This window comes from Klebsiella sp. RCJ4, from assembly GCF_009025755.1.
GTDB lineage: Bacteria > Pseudomonadota > Gammaproteobacteria > Enterobacterales > Enterobacteriaceae > Klebsiella > Klebsiella michiganensis.
This window is the reverse complement of record NZ_WCIN01000031.1, coordinates 18,034-35,862: the sequence shown is the minus strand read 5'-3', so window position 1 is coordinate 35,862 and position 17,829 is coordinate 18,034. Positions and strand designations below refer to the sequence as shown.

Genomic DNA, 17,829 nt, shown 5'->3' with positions numbered 1-17,829 from the left:
TGAATCGCCACGGATAACCTAGACACTTCTGAGTCGTTGATAATATAGGTTTTCATATTCAACTGGTGGCATCTGCTCGCTCGAACCATGCCGACGCTTACTGTTATAAAACATTTCGATGTAATCAAAAATATCGCTTCTGGCTTCGTCTCTAGTTCCGTAGATCTTTTTCTTAATCCGTTCGCGCTTCAGTAGCTGGAAAAAGCTTTCCGCAACCGCATTGTCGTGGCAGTTTCCGCGACGGCTCATGCTGCCTTCCAGAGCGTGTGATTTCAGGAACGACTGCCACTCATGGCTCGTGTACTGACTGCCCTGATCAGAGTGAACCAGTACCTGCTTTTGAGGATTACGCCTCCACACCGCCATAAGTAATGCGTTCAGGACAATCTCTTTTGTCATTCGGGGTTGCATTGACCAGCCGATAACTTTTCGGGAGAACAGGTCAACCACCACGGCCAGATACAACCAGCCTTCGTGGGTTCGGATGTAGGTTATGTCCGTAACCCAACGTTCATCCGGTGCTTCCGGGTTGAACTGCCGCTGGAGCTTGTTGGGCGTCACAATACTGGCTTCACCTTTACGCGCCCGTGGACTTCGGTATCCGACCTGAGCCTTTATCCCCACACGTTGCATCAACCGCCAGACTTTGTTTACACCGCATTGTTGCCCGGAATCCCGCAGATCGAGATAGATCTTGCGATAGCCATAAACACAGCCCGACTCCAGCCAGAACTGCTTAATATGTCCCGTCAGCTTCAGGTCAGCATGAAACCGTCGTGAATGTGGCTGCTTAAGCCAGGCGTAAAACCCACTCGGATGCACATCCAGCACCTGGCAGAGCAGACGGACAGGCCAGCAACGATTGTTGTCACGGATAAAGGCGTACCTCAGTCGGACAGCTTTGCGAAGTACGCCGCGGCTTTTTTTAATATATCCCGTTCGTCAGTAACCCGCTTTAACTCCTTCTGGAGTCGGCGGATCTCGGCCTGAGCATCTGACTGTTCATTATTAGTGGAAGAATCCGGACCGTACTTCTTTATCCAGGCGTAAAGGCTGTGGGTGGTGATATCGAGACGAGTTGCAACGCTGGAAACAGAATGACCACGATCAACAACCTGTTTGACTGCTTCAATTTTAAACTCTTCAGGATAACGCTTACCGCTCATGGGCACCTCTCTTTAAGTCATCTTAAATGACTCTGGGGTGTCTGTTAAACCCGTGGCGATTCATAGATCGAAATCAATCAATCTTCAGTCGTTTAAGGGGAATGAGCTATAACACGTTACAAGAGTACTCACCGCTGCCACCACTTATCATTTTGAGCGTGAATTTTTTATCCTCTGTGTAGTCAATGTTGAACGCAATGCCCAGACTGGAGAATGTCAGGCTGTTCACCCCTTCATTATCCTCTGCACCCATGAAGAACTTAGCCCTCCGAGTTCCGTTTGGGGTAGACAGGTCGGCCCAACCGACTTGTTCCTGTTGCTTGAGTGTGATGTCTACAGTGGTGTTGTTTTCGCATGAGAGTTTTACATATACGTTGTCGGCAGCTGTTGCGGTGGTGGAGAGGCTTGCGAGCAGTATGGCGATTAAGCCGATTGTTTTTCTCATTGAATAATTCCTTTTGATTGCCTGATTAGTCTTCAGATTGCGTACGCACAATCCGGTAAATGCTGGTGATACCGATCCCGAGCTGACGAGAGATTTCGGGTTTGCTCAGCCCCTTGCCCAGCATCTCGATTACTTCCTGCGATTTGCTGCGGGCTGTGGCCTTTCTGCCTTTATACTTACCTTTGAGCTTCGCCAGTGCTATACCCTCTGCCTGACGTTCCAGCATCATTTCACGCTCGAATGTGGCGATAGCACCAATCATCGTCAGCATGAGTTTTCCTGTCGGTGTGGCCGTATTGATGCCGATATTGAGGATATTCAACGCCACGCCTTTACCTTGAAGGTATTCCGATACCTCCAACAAATGGCGGGTGTTGCGTGCTAGGCGGTCAAGTTTCGTTACCTGTACTGTGTCACCTTCACGGACAAATTCGAGCATCGCCTGTAGCTCTGGACGGTCATCCTTAGCCCCACTGATTTTTTCCTTGAAAGTCTTCTCGCAACCGGACAGGGCTTCAAGCTGTGTATCAAGACTTTGCCCGGTGGTGGACACGCGGGCGTAACCGACTGTAGCCATGTGAACTCCTTACCCTGCCAATAGACCATGCTAGGATGCAAAGACCTGCCAAAATGCCAAACCAACCTTGTGACAGGGGCGAGAGTGGCATTTCACCGTTGTAGCGATGGCAGATCTTTAGGGCATGGGCTATTGGTATGGGTCTAGCGGTAGTAGGGGATTAGAGGAAAACGGAGTATGCTCGTTCATTGCCTGCACTTTTTTACGCATTTTGAAGCTGTCGAAAGGATGTTCATCCAGCAGGTCGTCTTCGAGTGCGACCCTGAACATTGCAGACAGGTGCATGAAGATGTTCCGCACGGTGCTGGCGCTGAGTTTCTTGCCCTGAGCTTTGGCCTGATTCTCCAGCGACAGCGAGTTGACGGCCTTACTGCGGTTAGCCGGGGCCTGCTCCATAAGTGTGCGGAATGCCGACAGGTCAGTTTTCGAGATGTCCCGGATGGGCTTATCACCAATAAATTTGATGAAGCGGTTAGCCGATGAAGTGTAATCCCGTATACGTGACTCAGCTCTGTCCTTGTCGGTTAGCCGTATATGTGCTTTGTAATGCTCGAAAAGATCAGTGAAGGTCAGGCTTTTCTGTTTCTGTGTGGCGGTAATGGCGGCGTATGATGGAAGTTCATCAAGGATGTACATTTCCGCTGTACTGAGCCTGTGCTCCGCCAGACGCCATGCGAGTTTTTGTCGCCATGCAGGAGTCAGTACTGCTGGCGTCCACCGAAGGGCTTCTTCAAGTTCTGACTGCATTAGTTGGGTGACAAGCCGAAAATCAGCTTCGTCTGCCCGCTCACCTTTACGCAGACACTCGCTTAACTGCCCGTTATCAGCGGTCAGGCCATAACCCTCATCGTATTTCTGTACATAACGTGCTTTGATGAGTTCCGGCTGCTGTAGGATTCTTGTCATCCATACTGAAGCGATCACCTCTGTGTCGTCCTGCGTTACGGTTCGCTCTGCTCGGGCGTTCTGGATGATCGCGTTGATTTCAGCCAGAGCGGCAGGGGCTTTGAGTTTGGCTTGCTCAAGATCTTTCGTCTCAAGGGAACGTTTTAGCTCGCCTTTGCCGATGGCTGGACGTAGCTCCTGAGGAACCGCTTTGCGGATGTAGTAGGTGCCATTTCGGTCTTTGGTAGGCTTTATCATAATGCCCATTTTGTACCACCTTTTTGTACCACCGGGAAGCGGGGCCGGAGGAGGGATAAGGGCGGTAACTACTGGTAAACCAACAAGTTGTTGACTCAGAAAGCAAAAACCCCCGCCGAAGCGAGGGTTATAAATAAGTGGTGCCCGGACTCGGAATCGAACCAAGGACACGGGGATTTTCAATCCCCTGCTCTACCGACTGAGCTATCCGGGCAACGGGGCGCATTAAACCTGATTCACCGCACCTCGTCAACGAAATTTATCTGTTTCGCAGCAGACTGAACAATCTATCACCACATTGCGTCAAAAGCACGCATCTTCAGGCGAAAAACGCCGTCCAGGCCTCTGAAATCGGCATCGCCAGCACCAGGGCCGGCAGCATATTCACCACGGCGAACATTTTAATTCCGCAGATGCGCAGACCGGTCGCGACCAGCAGCATGCCGCCGACGGCGGTGAAATCCGCCATCATCATCGGCGTGGTTAACGGCATAATTAGCGACGCACAGGCCGCCAGCGCCAGCTGGATGGCCAGCATCGGTACGCAAATGGCCGAGACGGCCAGCCCCAGGGTGCAGGCGAAGATGGTGGCGGTAAAGAAGTCGAGAAACGCTTTGGCAATGAGAATGCTGGCGTCGCCGGTCATTCCTTCGCGCATCGCGCCGAAAATCCCGGTTCCGCTGGCGCAGAACAGCACGATTATCGCGACGTAGCTTTGGATATAGGACTCATGCGCTGAGACCTTTTTCTGTCCCTTTTTGGGCGAAAGCAGCTGCTGGAGCTTACTGACCAGCGTATTAATACCTTTCTCCATGTTGCACACTTCGCCGAGCAGCGCGCCCACCAGCGTTGAAAGCACCATCACCGGCAGGTTGGCGCATTTGATCACCAGCAGAATGCCGATGCCCAGCGACGCGAGGCCAAAAATAGAGGTCATTGATGTACGAATCCGTTCCGGCAATCTTTGACTTAAGAGTGCGCCGAGTACGCCGCCCAAAAGGACCGCGCCGGCGTTAATAAATGGCCCTGTAACCACAGCATGACTCCTGTTAATTATCCCTAATGACTGCATTATTATGACGCTAAACGGGCCAAAAGGCTTGCGCATCCGTGGTATGGCTGCATACGTAATTGATCTTGCGCGGTAGATTTAAAGGTGACATGATTGCGCGAATTTTCTCCTTTCCTGAATGAGGCCGCCGTGATGACGACATCGCCGCTACATCGCCGTTGCCGCTGCGTACAGATGCGCAGGCAGCCTCGTCTTGCTACCCTTACACTACAACTTCTGCCCACCATGCGGTGAGCGTAACGCAGGCTCACTGCAGGACAACAGTAAGATCGGACGCGGTCTGCTTTTACTGATGTCAGGCGGTCGGAGCTGGGATCCAGTCAGACCCTGACATTTCGTTGGCCAGAGCCCAGACGCCCTGGCCGAAGCCTTTTACTCTCCGGAAACGGGTATTCGCGCTCATGAAATCAATGCACATTGCCGCCAGCCGCGAGCTGGTATCCCGCCTGTCCACCCACCGTCGCGTTGTGGCCCTGGACAGTACCGATTTTACCGATGTGGCGGCAGTCGTCATTACCGTAGCGGACAGCCGCAGCGGTATCCTTACGTTACTGAAACGCACCGGGTTCAACCTGCCGGTTTATCTGTTCAGTGACGCTGACCACGAAAAACCAGAAGGCGTGACGGCCATCGTTAGCGGCAAAGAGCAGGAGTGGCTCGAACTGGAAGCCGCCGCCTGCGGCTATGAAGAGAATCTGCTGCCGCCGTTCTTCGATACGCTGACCCAATACGTTGAGATGGATAACAGCACCTTCGCGTGCCCGGGCCATCAGCACGGCGCCTTCTTTAAGAAGCATCCGGCGGGACGGCAGTTTTTCGACTTCTTTGGTGAAAACGTCTTTCGCGCCGACATGTGCAACGCCGACGTTAAGCTTGGCGATCTGCTGATTCATGAAGGGTCTGCCAAACACGCGCAGAAGTTCGCGGCGAAGGTCTTCAACGCCGATAAAACCTACTTCGTCCTTAACGGCACCTCTGCGGCGAACAAAGTAGTGACCAACGCGCTGCTGACGCGCGGCGATCTGGTGCTGTTTGACCGTAACAACCATAAATCCAATCATCATGGCGCGCTGATTCAGGCCGGGGCAACGCCGGTTTATCTCGAAGCGTCGCGCAATCCGTTTGGTTTTATTGGCGGTATCGACGATCGCTGCTTCGATGAGAAATACCTGCGCGAACTGATACGCGAGACGGCGCCGGAAAAAGCCGATGCGCCGCGCCCGTTCCGCCTGGCGGTGATTCAGCTCGGTACTTATGATGGGACGGTGTACAACGCCCGCCAGGTGGTCGATAAAATCGGCGGTCTGTGCGACTACATCCTGTTTGACTCGGCCTGGGTCGGCTACGAGCAGTTTATCCCGATGATGGCCGACTGTTCGCCGCTGCTGCTGGACCTGACGCCGGACGACCCGGGCATTTTTGTCACTCAGTCGGTGCACAAACAGCAGGCCGGTTTTTCGCAAACGTCGCAGATCCATAAAAAAGATAACCACCTGCGCGGACAGGAACGTTTTTGCCCGCATAAGCGGCTCAACAACGCCTTTATGCTGCACGCCTCGACCAGCCCGTTTTATCCGCTGTTCGCCGCTCTGGACGTGAATGCCAAAATTCACGAAGGAGAGAGCGGACGCCGCCTGTGGGCGGAGTGCGTGGCGCTGGGTATTGAAGCGCGCAAGGCGATTATCGCCAACTGCAAAATGATCCAGCCGTTTATTCCACCGGTGGTGGCGGGGCGTCCGTGGCAGGACCATCCCACTGAAGCCATCGCCCGCGAACGGCGCTTCTTTAGCTTTGAGCCGGGCGCGCGCTGGCACGGCTTCGAAGGCTATGCCAGCGATCAGTATTTCGTTGACCCCTGTAAACTGCTGCTGACGACGCCGGGGATCGATGCGGAGAGCGGAAAATATACCGATTTTGGTATCCCGGCGACCATTCTGGCCCACTACCTGCGCGAAAACGGCATCGTGCCGGAGAAGTGCGATCTGAACTCCATTCTGTTCCTGCTGACGCCCGCAGAGAGCGCCGAGAAGCTGGCGCAGCTGGTGGCGATGCTCGCCCAGTTTGAGCAGCATATTGAATCCGACACCCCGCTGGCCGATGTTCTGCCGACCATTTTTAATAAATATCCGGTGCGCTATCGGGATTACACCATCCGCGAGCTGTGCCAGGAGATGCATAACCTGTACGTCAGCTTTGACGTGAAGGATTTGCAAAAAGAGATGTTCCGCAAGAGGAGCTTCCCGCGCGCGGTGATGAACCCGCAGGACGCCAACCGCGAGTTTATTCGCGGTAACGTTGAGCTGGTGCGCTTAAGCGAAGCCGAAGGGCGCATTGCGGCGGAGGGCGCGCTGCCGTATCCACCGGGCGTGCTGTGCGTCGTGCCTGGCGAAATCTGGGGCGGGGCGGTGCTGCGCTATTTTCTGGCGCTGGAGGAAGGCGTCAATATGCTGCCGGGCTTCTCGCCGGAGCTCCAGGGGGTCTACAGCGAAACAGACCCTGACGGCATTAAGCGGCTATATGGCTATGTGCTGAAAGCATAAAAAACGCGCCCCGCTGATAACACCGGGGCGCGTTTTTTTATTCGTAAATCTGGGGTAAGCCGTTTATTTAATGTGCGATGGTCTGCGCCCCGGCTGGTACGCGGACGTGCTTGTACTTAAACAGCGCCACAAAGGCAAAAGCCAGAACCAGCGAATAGCCGGCGAAAATCAGCCATACGGTTTGCCAGTCGGTGATCCCTTCGACGGTAAAGTGCTCCACCACTTTACCGCTTACCATCCCGCCAAGTATGCAGCCGAAGCCGTTGGTCATCATCAGGAACATCCCCTGCGCGCTGGCGCGGATTTCCGGGCGAACCTCTTTTTCCACAAACACCGAACCCGAGATGTTGAAGAAGTCGAAGGCGCAGCCATAAACGATCATCGACAGCACCAGCAGCACGGTGCCAAACGGGGTCGGGTCGCCGTAAGCGAACAGGCCGAAGCGCAGCATCCACGCCACGATACTAATCAGCATCACGTTTTTGATGCCGTAGCGGCTGAGGAAGAACGGGATGGTCAGGATGAACAGGGTTTCCGAGATCTGCGAAATCGACATCATCACCGAGGCGTGCTGCACGATAAAGCTGCTGGCGAACAGCGGATCTTTATCAAAGCTGTGCAGGAAGGTGTTGCCGAACATATTGGTGATTTGCAGTTCGGCGCCCAGCATCATCGAGAAAATAAAGAAGATCGCCATACGTTTGTTTTTAAACAGCGCGAAGGCATCAAGGCCCAGCATGGCGGTCCAGCTCTGGTTTTTCTGCTGATTAGCCACCGGAATATGCGGCAGCGTCAGGGTGAAGAGCACCAGCAGCAAGGAGAGCGCCGCGCCGATATAGAGCTGCATATGGCTCAGTTCAAAGCCGGAGAAGCTGACGCCCCACATGGCGAGGATAAAACCAATGGTGCCCCAGATACGAATCGGCGGGAAATCGGTCACGATATCCATATCCGCAGACTGCAGGCGGTAGTACGAAATGGTGTTAATCAGCCCCAGCGTTGGCATATAGGCCAGCGAGTTGAGCAGGATGACGAGGAACATTTCCCCCGGCGTGGTGACCTGGGCGGCGAGCCACAGCGTCAGCGCGCCGACCAGATGGCACATGGCATAAACCCACTTGGCGCTGATCCATTTATCGGCAACGATACCGAGCAGCGTCGGCATAAACACCGCGGCGATACCGAGTGAGCTATAGACCGCTCCGATGGCCGCACCGTCGAACTTGAGGGTGACGAACATATACGAGCCGAGCGTGGTCAGCCAGCTTCCCCAGAGGCAGAACTGCAGGAACGACAGTACTTTGAGCTGCAGCTTAAGATTCATGTTTTGATCCTCACGGATATAGAATTGTTTTGTGTTTTAAATAACATTTATGGCGTTATTTTGGTTGGATTCTATCATTTATGCGATGGATGCTTTTGTTAACTGCCGCAGAAAATCGCAAAACAGTTGCGCAACTCTATTGTGTATAGCAGAAGGAAGGCGCCCCGGAGGAAACAGGGGCGCTGAAGGGGGATTACCTGCGGCGGTAGCCTTTCTGCGCAGAGTTAACCTTATACAGATAACGACGCGACTCGGCGGAGGGGTGACGGCTGGTGATGGTCTGATAAACATCTCCCGGCGTCATGTTGTTGATGATATTCGCCGCCTGAACCTTATCGCTGGAGAAGACCCGCAGTACGCTGCCCGCGCCGCCGTTATAGGCGGTGATGACCGCATAGCGACGCGAGGTCGGGTTAGTGATGCCGGACAAATAGACGTTGTTCAACATCGCCAGATAGGCGGTGCCGGTGTCGATGTTATTGACCGGATCGAACAGATAGCTGCGGCTCGGCAGGCCTGATTTACCCTGCGAACGGAATACGTCCTTCCCGGCGCTGTGCTGCACCACCTGCATCAGCCCCAGCGCGTCGGCGTGGCTGACCGCATAGGGGTTAAAGGAAGATTCGGTTTGCATAATTGCCAGGATCAGCGATTCATCAACGCCGTATTTGCGCGATGCCTGACGGACCATGCCAATGTATTTATGCGCGCGTTTGTCGAGGTGGTTCGGCACCAGGTTGATGGTGATGCTGTAAATCATGCGCGGGCCGTTGCTGCGGCTTTTCAGGCGCGTTTGCAGCAGATAGTCGGCGAAGCGCGAGGCGCGCCACTCCCAGCGAATCGACTCGCCGGTGTTATCCACCACCTGACCGTACAGGAACGGCTCTTTTGAAATCTGAATATCATCGACGTCGGAATAGAGGTCGATGGAGTTCGGGTCGTCGCCCATCAGCAGGGTTTTAATAATCGCCTGGCGCAGGCGCCCGGCCGGGTCGGTGCCGGCGATGGTTTCGACGGTAATCGTCCCCGCATCAAAGTTGATATGGCTGCGGGTCTGATACTGGTCGGTGTATTTGACGTAGTCCTTCGGCCCGGCGAGCAGAACTTCGTTATAACCCCAAATATTCTCGATGTTATGGGCGAACTGGCCCATCAGAATGTCAAAGCCGTTGGTGTCCTTCACCCACGCCTCGTTGTACTCGGCGCCTTTTTTGGTTGAGCTGGAACACGAAACGAGCAAAGGCGCAATCAGCGCTAGCGCTAAGTATTTTTTCATCATTCCGGGAGTGCGTGTTGTGTTTATTGTTGTAAAGGGCCGTCAGGCCCTTACTGTTTTTCTGGCGGCGTGTAGCCTTCGATGTGCACGTCTTTACCTTCAAACAGGAACTGAACCATCTCCTGCTCCAGCAGTTTGCGATGCTCCGGGTTCATCATGCTGAGTTTTTTCTCGTTGATCAGCATCGTTTGCTTATGCTGCCACTGGGCCCAGGCTTCTTTGGAGATTTCGTTATAGATGCGTTTGCCCAGCTCGCCCGGGTACAGCTGAAAATCCTGGCCCTCGGCTTCACGCTGCAGGAAAGTACAAAAAATCGTTCTGCTCATTCTTAATCCTCTTTAATCGCCAGAAAGCTAAACCGGTGCTCCGGCTTTTAACTGTTGCAACAAGCGCTCCACGGGAGCCGCCAGACCGACGGACGGCGGCTGCGCTAAGTTATACCAGAGTGCGCCCCCTTCATCCATGCATGCGCCGGATGAGTGCACTGTAAGCCACATCGGCACAATATCCAGATGGAAATGGCTGAAAGTGTGGCGGAACGCGGTTAATTGCGTCAGATTATCGGTCTTAATCTGACGCTGGGCCAGCCACGCCCGCAGCGCATCTTCATCCTCAAACTGCGGGAAGCAGAACAAACCGCCCCATAAACCCACCGGCGGGCGCTGGGAGAGGAACACCTCGTCGCCGTGCTGCATCAGCAGGAAATAGCCGGTACGCTCGGGGATCGTCTGTTTCGGTTTTTTGCCTGGGTATTGAGCCCATGAATGATTTGCGTAGGCCACGCAGCCGTTATTCAGCGGACAGAGCTCGCATTTTGGCTTCGAGCGGGTACACACCATCGCCCCGAGGTCCATCATGGCCTGGTTAAAACGCTCGACGCCTTTGGCCGGCGTGACGTCCTCGGCGATCTCCCACAGGCGTTTCTCAACCTCTTTTTTCCCCGGCCAACCGCTGACAGCATAGCAGCGCGCGAGCACGCGCTTCACGTTACCGTCGAGAATCGGATAATGCTGACCGAGAGAGAGGGATAAAATCGCGCCGGCGGTAGAGCGGCCCACGCCCGGCAGCGCGGCGACTTCATCGAAGGTCTGCGGGAATTTGCCGTCGTGCAGGGTGGCCACCTGCTGCGCCGCTTTATGTAAATTGCGCGCGCGGGCGTAATAGCCCAGGCCGGTCCACAGATGCAGGACTTCATCGAGGGGCGCGTTCGCCAGGTCGGTAATCGTTGGGAAACGCGCCATAAAGCGTTCAAAATAGGGGATGACCGTCGCCACTTGTGTTTGTTGCAACATCACCTCGGAGAGCCATACTTTGTAGGGCGTCTTGCCGATTTGCCAGGGCAGGGTTTTACGCCCGTATTTGTCGTACCAGTCCAGCACCTGGGCTGAAAATTGCGCGGCGGGAAAAGTCAAAGCTACGGCTCCGGGATAGCGATTATAAGGTGGCAGATTGCAGCACAAGGGCGAGAGGCTGTAAACCCTTGCATCCGCCGGGTAACTTTGGATAATGCCCGTTTTCCGAACACTCTCACAAGCAGACTTAACTTTTATGAAAAACGACGTCATATCTCCGGAATTCGATGAAAACGGCCGTCCGCTGCGCCGTATTCGCAGCTTCGTCCGTCGTCAGGGCCGCCTGACCAAAGGTCAGCAGCACGCGCTGGACAATATTTGGCCGGTGATGGGCGTTGAATTTAACGATGCGCCGCTCGATTTCGCCGCGCTGTTTGGCCGTGAGGCGCCGGTCACGCTGGAGATCGGTTTCGGTATGGGCGCTTCGCTGGTGGCGATGGCGAAAGAGAAGCCGCAGCAGAATTTCCTCGGCATTGAAGTGCACTCGCCGGGCGTCGGCGCCTGCCTGGCGTCCGCCGAAGAAGAGGGCGTGCAGAACCTGCGCGTCATGTGCCACGATGCGGTGGAAGTGCTGCATACGATGATTCCGGATAACTCCCTGAGCATGGTGCAGCTGTTTTTCCCTGACCCGTGGCACAAAGCGCGTCATAATAAGCGCCGTATCGTTCAGCCGCCTTTTGCCGAACTGGTGAAAAGTAAACTGAAGCTGGGCGGCGTCTTCCATATGGCGACCGACTGGGAGCAATATGCCGAGCATATGCTGGAAGTGATGTCCTCGCTTGAAGGGTATCGTAACCGGTCTGAAAGCAACGACTATGTGCCGCGCCCGGAATCGCGCCCGGTAACCAAATTTGAACAGCGTGGCCATCGTCTTGGCCACGGCGTATGGGACTTAATGTTCGAGAGGGTGAAATAATGGCAACGAATCGTAGCCGTCGTCTGCGTAAAAAAATGCATATCGACGAGTTTCAGGAAGTGGGTTTTTCCGTCGCGTGGCGTTTCGCGGATGGAACCAGCGAAGAGCAGATCGACCAGACCGTTAACGATCTGATTGATGAAGTGATTGAGCCTAATAAGCTGGCCTTTGACGGCAGCGGTTATCTTTCCTGGGAAGGCCTGATCTGCCTGCAGGAAATCGGCAAATGCACCGAGGAACACCAGGCCATCGTACGTAAATGGCTGGAAGACCGCGGGCTTGCCGATGTACGCACCAGCGAACTTTTTGATATCTGGTGGGACTAAGTTTGACAAGGGTCGGCAACTGCCGGCCCGTTTTGTCTGAAGGGAGTTAAATGATGCGCAAAACGCTGTTGGCATTGGCGCTTTCCGTCACCGCTTTGTCCGCGCATGCGGACTATCAGTGTAGCGTCACGCCGCGTGACGATGTCATCCTCAGCCCGCAGCAGGTGCAGGTAAAAGGCGAAAACGGCGATCTGGTGATTAAGCCGGACGGCAACCTGACCTTTAACGGTAAAGCGTATTCCCTGAACACCGCTCAGCGCGAGCAGGCTCAGGACTATCAGGCTGGCCTGCGCAGCAGCCTGCCGTGGATTGATGAAGGCGCCCGCACGCGGGTAGAAAAAGGCCGCGCCGCGCTGGATAAAATTATTACCGAACAGGTGGGGGCCAGCAGCAGCATGCATAGCCGCCTGACCAAGCTTGATGCGCAGCTGAAAGCGCAAATGAGCCGCATAATTGAACATCGTAACGATGGCCTGACCTTCCACTATAAAGCCATCGATCAGGTGCGCGCCGACGGCCAGCAGCTGGTAAATCAGGCGATGGGCGGCATTCTGCAGGATAGCATCAACGAGATGGGGGCGAAGGCGGTTCTTAAAGGCGGCGGTAACCCGCTGCAGGGGATCCTCGGCAGCCTTGGCGGCCTGCAAACGGCCATTCAGGATGAATGGAAAAACCAGGAAGCCGATTTCCAGCAGTTTGGTAAGGATGTCTGCAGCCGCGTGGTCTCCCTCGAAGAGAGCCGTAAAGCGCTGGTGGGGTCGTTAAAGTAAGTTTTATTTCGCTACCTGCGCCCGCAGGTAGCGATTATGGTCAGTCGATCACATCAGCCCCAGCAGCTGCGGAATAAACAGCGAGATCTGCGGGATATAGACAATCATCATCAGCGCGATCAGCAGGGCGGCGTAGAACGGCAGCAGCGGTTTGATGAGCTGCTGAATTTTAACGCCGGAAATGGAGCAGCCAACGAACAGCGCGCTGCCTACCGGTGGCGTCAGCAGACCGATGCACAGGTTGGCGACCATCATGATGCCGAAATGCACCGGGTCCATCCCTAAATCCTGCGCGATGGGCAGGAATATCGGCGTGAAAATCAGCACCGCCGGGGTCATGTCCATAAAGATCCCAACGATTAACAGCACGATATTAATCAGCAGCAGTATCACCACCGGGTTTTCTGACACCCCCATTAGCGCATCGCTTATCATGTAGGGAATGTCGGCGTTGGTCATCGCCCACGACATGCCGACGGAAAAGCCGATCAGCAGCAGCACGATAGAGGTCATCACCACCGATTCAAGGATCAGCTTCGGCAGATCGCGCCATTTCACTTCCCGATAAATGAGCACCGACAGGATAAAGGTGTAGACCACGGCGATAGCCGACGCTTCGGTAGCGGTAAAAATGCCGCCGAGGATCCCGCCCATCACAATAATCACCAGCAGCAGGCTGGGCAGGGCGTCGAAAAACGCTTTTGCCGCCTGGGCGCAGGTGGGGCGTTCAGAAACCGGATAGCCGCGACGTTTAGCAATGACGGCACAGACCACCATAATAGCCAGGCCCATCAGAATGCCCGGCAGATAGCCGGCCATAAACAGCGACGCGACCGACACGCCGCCCGCCGTCAGGGAAAAGACGATCAGCACGTTTGACGGCGGAATAAGCAGGCCCGTGATGCACGACGAGACGTTCACCGCCGTGGAGAAAGCCGGATCGTAGCCTTTCTGCGTCTGGATGGGGTTCAGCGTGCCCCCTACCGCGGCGGCGGCGGCGACCGCCGAGCCTGAAATCGAGCCGAACATCATGTTTGCCAGCACGTTGACGTGGCCCAGAGAGCCCGGTACGCGTCCGACCATCACCTGAGCCAGATTGATTAAGCGTATGGCAATCCCGCCGCTGTTCATCAGCGTACCGGCAAAGATAAAGAATGGAATCGCCAGCAGGGCGAAGTTATCGAGGCCGTTCGCGAGGCGCTGAGAAACGGTAATCACCGCGATATCCCACGGGAACATCAGCAGCATTGAACCGACGGTGGCGATGCCGATGGAGAAGGAGATAGGTACGCCAATAAAAACCAGAATAAAGAAAGAGCCAAATAGCATCAGTGCGATATAGCTGTCCATCAATTTGCCCCCGCTTCAGCGTGCTTCATGTTTTTTAGCCCGTTGCTGACAAAACATACTGCGTAAAACATCATAATGAGGCCGGTTAACGGCAGGATCAGATAGACGTAGCCCATGGGGATCTGCATTGCCGCTGAGACCTGGGAGGTCGACAGCGTTTTTTCAATCAGCTTCACGCCGCCGGTCACAATCACCGATCCGGCAAAAATAAAGATCAGCAGATTAATGATGACGCTGAGCAGCGCCTGCCTGCGGGGAGGGAGTGTCATCGCCAGTAAGTCGATAGCCAGATGACGCTGGGCGCCGACGGTATATGCCGCACCCAGTAGCCCGACCCAGATCATCAAAAAGCGCGCCAGCTCGTCGGTCAGGGTGCTGGGCTGGTTGAGTACGTAGCGGCTGAACACCTGCCAGACGACGCAAACAACCAGCGCAATCATAACGGCGACGGAGAATGCGGCGATCGTGCGGTCCACCGCCAGCTTTATGCGGTTAAGTATCATCATTGTTTTCCCGATGAAAGCGGGCCAGCGGCTGGCCCGCTAAGTGTTATTCGGCGGCAGCTTCAAATTTGGCCAGCAGGGCGGCCTGCTTCGGATCTTTTTTGAACTCATCAAACAGCGGCTGCACGGCGGCGCGGAACGGCGCTTTATCCACTTTGATTATTTCGCCGCCCATGGCTTTGGCCTGCGCGCGGGTGTCGGCGTCGATCTTGTCCCACAGTTTTTGCTGATACGCTTCGGAAGCTTTCGCCGCCTTGATCAGGATTTGCTGCTGATCCGGCGTCAGTTTGTCCCAGGTTTTACTGGAGATAACGAGGAAATCCGGGATGGAGGCATGTTCATCTTCTGAGAACACTTTCGCGATTTCGATATGGCGCGTTTGCACCCAGGAAGGCACGTTGTTCTCCGCGCCGTCCACCACGCCCTGCTGCATGGCGGTATAAACTTCACCAAAGGAAATAGGGGTTGGCGAACCGCCCATTAATTCGACCATTTTTAAGGTTGTCGGGCTGGCCTGGACGCGGATCTTCAATCCTTTTAAATCTTCCGGTTTAGTGATGGGCTTTTTGGCGTAAAAACTGCGGGTCCCGGCAACATAGGCGGAAAGCGCAAAGAATCCTTTATCTTTCGTGGACTCCATAATTTCCTTGCCCACGTCACCAAAGACGACTTTATTGAAGTGATTCTGATCTTTAAACAGGAACGGTAAATTATATATCGCGTAGACGTTATCGAATGATTCCAGATCGCTGGCGGAACCTTTGGTCATATCCAGCGCGCCGTTTTGTAATAGCTCCATCGTTTCGCGCGCGCTGCCCATCTGGCTACTGGGATATATACGAATCTTCATATCACCGTTGGAAAGTTGGTTAACCTCTTTGGACATCGCCTCAAAGGCCTGATGGACAACGTGGCTACGTTCGAGGTTATGTGCCAGTTTTAACGTGACTTTTTCAGCTGCGCTGGCGCCGGAAGCGAGCAGGGCAAGCAGAGATACACACGCCAGAGAACGAGAAAAAGAGAGTTTTTTCATGAGTCGGCTCCATGCACTTAGGGTAATTGGTCAATATCTTAAGGGGTATTCCTTGTTTCTGTATGACATATTATCCTTGTTGTCGTACATCTTTAAGCTGTCTGACTCACACTTTTTCGCAATCAGGCGATCAAATACGTATTTTTGTGCGGTAGGTTATATTTATTTTTAATAAATGAATGTGAATTTATTTTTATTGGAAATGTTGAATTGAGATGATTCGGAAATAGCGATATTAATATTTCGGGAAAAGCGAATAATTAATTATCCCGTTATTGTTATAACGGGATAAGCATAGCGAGGTTTATTCGCTGAGGAATAATTCGAGAAGGGAGTTCAAAAAGAGCTTACCGTGCTCGGTAATCTGCCAGCAGCGCTCATCTTCCGTCAGATAGCCCTCAGCAATGGCGGCATCGATTTGCGGACGGATTGTATGCTCATCAAGCCCGGTGTAGCGGCTGAATTCATCTCGCGGCGCCGCTTCCAGCAGGCGGAAACGGTTCATAAAGAACTCGAACGGCTTATCCGCATCTTCCACATCATGCTGGCGCTCCAGATAACGGCCTTCCATATAGCCGCGCGGGTGGCGGGTTTTCGCCGTCCGCAGAATGCGCCCGTCCGGGAAGGTCACTTTGCCGTGCGCGCCGCAGCCAATGCCCAGGTAGTCGCCAAAGCGCCAGTAGTTCAGGTTATGCTGGCACTGATACCCCGGCTTAGCGTAGGCGGAGGTTTCATATTGTTGATAGCCCGCCGCGCTGAGCAGGCTGTGCCCCTGCTCATAAATATCCCACAGCGCGTCGTCGTCCGGCAGGGTCGGCGGACGCGAGCCAAACAGGGTGTTTGGCTCAATGGTCAACTGGTACCAGGAGAGATGCGGCGGATTGAGCGCAATCGCCTGACGCAGGTCGTCCAGCGCCTCTTCCAGAGACTGATCCGGCAGACCGTGCATTAAATCGAGGTTAAAGCTGCGCAGTCCCAGACCGCTTGCCAGGTTTGCCGCGCGTTTGGCTTCCTGCGGCCCGTGGATGCGCCCGAGACGCTGGAGCTTTTGTTCGCTAAAGCTCTGTACGCCGATGGAGATGCGATTAATACCTGCGCGCTGATACTCGACAAAACGATCCGCTTCTACGGTGCCGGGGTTGGCTTCCATCGTGATTTCCGCGTTGTCCGCCAGGGGAAGAGCTTCCCGCACGCCGTCGAGCAGGGTTTGCATCGCCGGGCCTGAGAGCAGGCTCGGCGTACCGCCGCCGATGAAAATAGTCCCGATTTCACGTCCCTGCGCATAGTGGGCGTCGGCCCGCAGATCGTTCAGCAGATGCTGAACGTAGTCGTCGTGCGGTACCTCGCCCTTCAACGCATGCGAGTTGAAATCGCAGTACGGGCATTTTTGCACGCACCACGGGATGTGAATATAGAGGCTCAGGGGCGGCAAATTAGCCATTACGTAAGGCTTCCAGTAACAGTTTGAGCGCGCGTCCGCGGTGGGAAATGGCGCTCTTTTCTTCACGGCTCAGCTCCGCTGCGGTTTTACCTTCCGTCGGAACAAAGAATATCGGGTCGTAACCAAAGCCGCCGCTGCCTGCGGCTTCACGAGCGATGATGCCCGGCCAGCTGCCGTGGCAAACCAGCGGGGTGGGATCTTCCGCATGGCGCAGATAGACCAGCACGCAGTGGAATTGCGCCTGGCGCCGATCGTCAGGCACATCGCGCAGCGCATCGAGCAGCTTTTCGAGATTGCGCTGGTCGGTCGCGTCTTCGCCGGAATAGCGGGCGGAATAGATGCCGGGCGCGCCGCCTAACGCATCGACGGCCAGACCTGAGTCATCGGCGATGGCCGGAAGGCCGGTAATCTGCGCGGCATGACGCGCTTTCAGAATGGCGTTTTCGATAAAGGTCAGGCCGGTTTCCTCTGCGGAATCCACGCCCAGTTCGGTTTGCGCCACGATATCGAGGCCAAAATCTGCCAGCAGCGAGGCCAGCTCGCGCACTTTCCCGGGATTGCCGGTGGCGAGAACAACTTTTTGCATATGAGATCC

Annotated in this window: 18 protein-coding genes and 1 tRNA gene; 4 read left to right on the top strand and 15 right to left on the bottom strand. The window is 54.8% G+C overall.

The window, feature by feature from the left end:
- Positions 1-18 precede the first annotated feature (18 nt).
- The 6 genes from F8562_RS11110 to F8562_RS11085 form a co-directional block, all read right to left on the bottom strand.
- Positions 19-1,166 (bottom strand): IS3 family transposase gene (locus F8562_RS11110; RefSeq protein WP_094909581.1). Its coding sequence is split into 2 segments (ribosomal slippage): positions 19-929 and positions 929-1,166, totalling 1,149 coding nucleotides; the frame shifts between segments, so codons are not numbered across the junction.
- A 106-nt stretch (positions 1,167-1,272) separates the two neighbouring features.
- The gene (locus tag F8562_RS11105) at positions 1,273-1,611 is read right to left on the bottom strand and encodes a hypothetical protein (RefSeq protein WP_042934179.1); all 339 of its coding nucleotides are present in this window, start codon (positions 1,609-1,611) and stop codon (positions 1,273-1,275) included.
- Between the two features lie 25 nt (positions 1,612-1,636).
- The gene (locus F8562_RS11100) at positions 1,637-2,188 is read right to left on the bottom strand and encodes a recombinase family protein (protein ID WP_042934178.1); all 552 of its coding nucleotides are present in this window, start codon (positions 2,186-2,188) and stop codon (positions 1,637-1,639) included.
- 129 nt (positions 2,189-2,317) lie between these two features.
- Positions 2,318-3,340 carry a DUF6538 domain-containing protein gene (locus tag F8562_RS11095; protein WP_042934177.1) on the bottom strand — a complete coding sequence of 341 codons (1,023 nt, stop codon included), beginning with the start codon at positions 3,338-3,340 and terminating at the stop codon, positions 2,318-2,320.
- A 129-nt stretch (positions 3,341-3,469) separates the two neighbouring features.
- Positions 3,470-3,545, bottom strand: a tRNA-Phe gene (locus tag F8562_RS11090).
- Positions 3,546-3,650: 105 nt separating this feature from the next.
- Positions 3,651-4,367 carry a DUF554 domain-containing protein gene (locus F8562_RS11085; protein WP_042934175.1) on the bottom strand — a complete coding sequence of 239 codons (717 nt, stop codon included), beginning with the start codon at positions 4,365-4,367 and terminating at the stop codon, positions 3,651-3,653.
- A 437-nt stretch (positions 4,368-4,804) separates the two neighbouring features.
- On the opposite strand from F8562_RS11085, the gene F8562_RS11080 reads away from it, so the two are divergent.
- Complete coding sequence (locus F8562_RS11080) at positions 4,805-6,943, top strand: ornithine decarboxylase (protein WP_014839541.1); 2,139 nt, start codon at positions 4,805-4,807, stop codon at positions 6,941-6,943.
- A 67-nt stretch (positions 6,944-7,010) separates the two neighbouring features.
- On the opposite strand, the gene F8562_RS11075 is transcribed toward F8562_RS11080, so the two are convergent.
- The 4 genes from F8562_RS11075 to mutY form a co-directional block, all read right to left on the bottom strand.
- Positions 7,011-8,267, bottom strand: coding sequence for a nucleoside permease (locus F8562_RS11075; RefSeq protein WP_014839540.1), 1,257 nt, complete (start codon positions 8,265-8,267; stop codon positions 7,011-7,013).
- 193 nt (positions 8,268-8,460) lie between these two features.
- Positions 8,461-9,543, bottom strand: coding sequence for a membrane-bound lytic murein transglycosylase MltC (gene mltC / locus F8562_RS11070; protein WP_014226844.1), 1,083 nt, complete (start codon positions 9,541-9,543; stop codon positions 8,461-8,463).
- Between the two features lie 50 nt (positions 9,544-9,593).
- The gene (locus F8562_RS11065) at positions 9,594-9,869 is read right to left on the bottom strand and encodes an oxidative damage protection protein (RefSeq protein WP_004854175.1); all 276 of its coding nucleotides are present in this window, start codon (positions 9,867-9,869) and stop codon (positions 9,594-9,596) included.
- A gap of 27 nt (positions 9,870-9,896) precedes the next feature.
- Positions 9,897-10,955, bottom strand: coding sequence for an A/G-specific adenine glycosylase (mutY, locus tag F8562_RS11060; RefSeq protein WP_009651815.1), 1,059 nt, complete (start codon positions 10,953-10,955; stop codon positions 9,897-9,899).
- Between the two features lie 136 nt (positions 10,956-11,091).
- On the opposite strand from mutY, the gene trmB reads away from it, so the two are divergent.
- Genes trmB through F8562_RS11045 form a run of 3 tightly spaced genes read left to right on the top strand, consistent with a single transcriptional unit; the run spans position 11,092 to position 12,907 of the window.
- Positions 11,092-11,811 (top strand): tRNA (guanosine(46)-N7)-methyltransferase TrmB, encoded by a 720-nt coding sequence (gene trmB / locus F8562_RS11055; RefSeq protein ID WP_004854170.1) that lies wholly within the window; start codon positions 11,092-11,094, stop codon positions 11,809-11,811.
- Entirely contained in the window at positions 11,811-12,137 is a 327-nt protein-coding gene (locus F8562_RS11050) for a YggL family protein (RefSeq protein ID WP_004854168.1), read from the top strand. The genes trmB and F8562_RS11050 overlap by 1 nt, the downstream gene beginning before the upstream one ends.
- Before the next feature lie 50 nt (positions 12,138-12,187).
- Complete coding sequence (locus F8562_RS11045; protein ID WP_014839538.1) at positions 12,188-12,907, top strand: DUF2884 domain-containing protein; 720 nt, start codon at positions 12,188-12,190, stop codon at positions 12,905-12,907.
- A 48-nt stretch (positions 12,908-12,955) separates the two neighbouring features.
- Here F8562_RS11045 and F8562_RS11040 read toward each other — a convergent pair whose 3' ends face one another.
- The 5 genes from F8562_RS11040 to F8562_RS11020 form a co-directional block, all read right to left on the bottom strand.
- Positions 12,956-14,257, bottom strand: a complete 1,302-nt coding sequence (locus F8562_RS11040; RefSeq protein ID WP_004105725.1) for a TRAP transporter large permease — start codon at positions 14,255-14,257, stop codon at positions 12,956-12,958.
- Positions 14,257-14,760, bottom strand: coding sequence for a TRAP transporter small permease (locus F8562_RS11035; protein ID WP_014226842.1), 504 nt, complete (start codon positions 14,758-14,760; stop codon positions 14,257-14,259). The genes F8562_RS11040 and F8562_RS11035 overlap by 1 nt, the downstream gene beginning before the upstream one ends.
- A 46-nt stretch (positions 14,761-14,806) precedes the next feature.
- Complete coding sequence (locus F8562_RS11030) at positions 14,807-15,793, bottom strand: TRAP transporter substrate-binding protein (protein ID WP_014839537.1); 987 nt, start codon at positions 15,791-15,793, stop codon at positions 14,807-14,809.
- 304 nt (positions 15,794-16,097) lie between these two features.
- The gene (gene hemW / locus F8562_RS11025; RefSeq protein ID WP_014839536.1) at positions 16,098-17,234 is read right to left on the bottom strand and encodes a radical SAM family heme chaperone HemW; all 1,137 of its coding nucleotides are present in this window, start codon (positions 17,232-17,234) and stop codon (positions 16,098-16,100) included.
- Complete coding sequence (locus F8562_RS11020; protein ID WP_004854157.1) at positions 17,227-17,820, bottom strand: XTP/dITP diphosphatase; 594 nt, start codon at positions 17,818-17,820, stop codon at positions 17,227-17,229. The genes hemW and F8562_RS11020 overlap by 8 nt, the downstream gene beginning before the upstream one ends.
- Positions 17,821-17,829: the final 9 nt, after the last annotated feature.

Excerpts from the sequence above, each read along its gene's own strand:
- F8562_RS11105 (WP_042934179.1), bottom strand. The coding sequence starts at position 1,611 with ATGAGAAAAACAATCGGCTTAATCGCCATACTGCTCGCAAGCCTCTCC.
- F8562_RS11100 (WP_042934178.1), bottom strand. The coding sequence starts at position 2,188 with ATGGCTACAGTCGGTTACGCCCGCGTGTCCACCACCGGGCAAAGTCTT.
- F8562_RS11095 (WP_042934177.1), bottom strand. The coding sequence starts at position 3,340 with ATGGGCATTATGATAAAGCCTACCAAAGACCGAAATGGCACCTACTAC.
- F8562_RS11080 (WP_014839541.1), top strand. The coding sequence starts at position 4,805 with ATGAAATCAATGCACATTGCCGCCAGCCGCGAGCTGGTATCCCGCCTG.
- F8562_RS11075 (WP_014839540.1), bottom strand. The coding sequence starts at position 8,267 with ATGAATCTTAAGCTGCAGCTCAAAGTACTGTCGTTCCTGCAGTTCTGC.
- mltC (WP_014226844.1), bottom strand. The coding sequence starts at position 9,543 with ATGAAAAAATACTTAGCGCTAGCGCTGATTGCGCCTTTGCTCGTTTCG.
- F8562_RS11065 (WP_004854175.1), bottom strand. The coding sequence starts at position 9,869 with ATGAGCAGAACGATTTTTTGTACTTTCCTGCAGCGTGAAGCCGAGGGC.
- trmB (WP_004854170.1), top strand. The coding sequence starts at position 11,092 with ATGAAAAACGACGTCATATCTCCGGAATTCGATGAAAACGGCCGTCCG.
- F8562_RS11050 (WP_004854168.1), top strand. The coding sequence starts at position 11,811 with ATGGCAACGAATCGTAGCCGTCGTCTGCGTAAAAAAATGCATATCGAC.
- F8562_RS11045 (WP_014839538.1), top strand. The coding sequence starts at position 12,188 with ATGATGCGCAAAACGCTGTTGGCATTGGCGCTTTCCGTCACCGCTTTG.
- F8562_RS11040 (WP_004105725.1), bottom strand. The coding sequence starts at position 14,257 with ATGGACAGCTATATCGCACTGATGCTATTTGGCTCTTTCTTTATTCTG.
- F8562_RS11035 (WP_014226842.1), bottom strand. The coding sequence starts at position 14,760 with ATGATACTTAACCGCATAAAGCTGGCGGTGGACCGCACGATCGCCGCA.
- F8562_RS11030 (WP_014839537.1), bottom strand. The coding sequence starts at position 15,793 with ATGAAAAAACTCTCTTTTTCTCGTTCTCTGGCGTGTGTATCTCTGCTT.
- hemW (WP_014839536.1), bottom strand. The coding sequence starts at position 17,234 with ATGGCTAATTTGCCGCCCCTGAGCCTCTATATTCACATCCCGTGGTGC.
- F8562_RS11020 (WP_004854157.1), bottom strand. The coding sequence starts at position 17,820 with ATGCAAAAAGTTGTTCTCGCCACCGGCAATCCCGGGAAAGTGCGCGAG.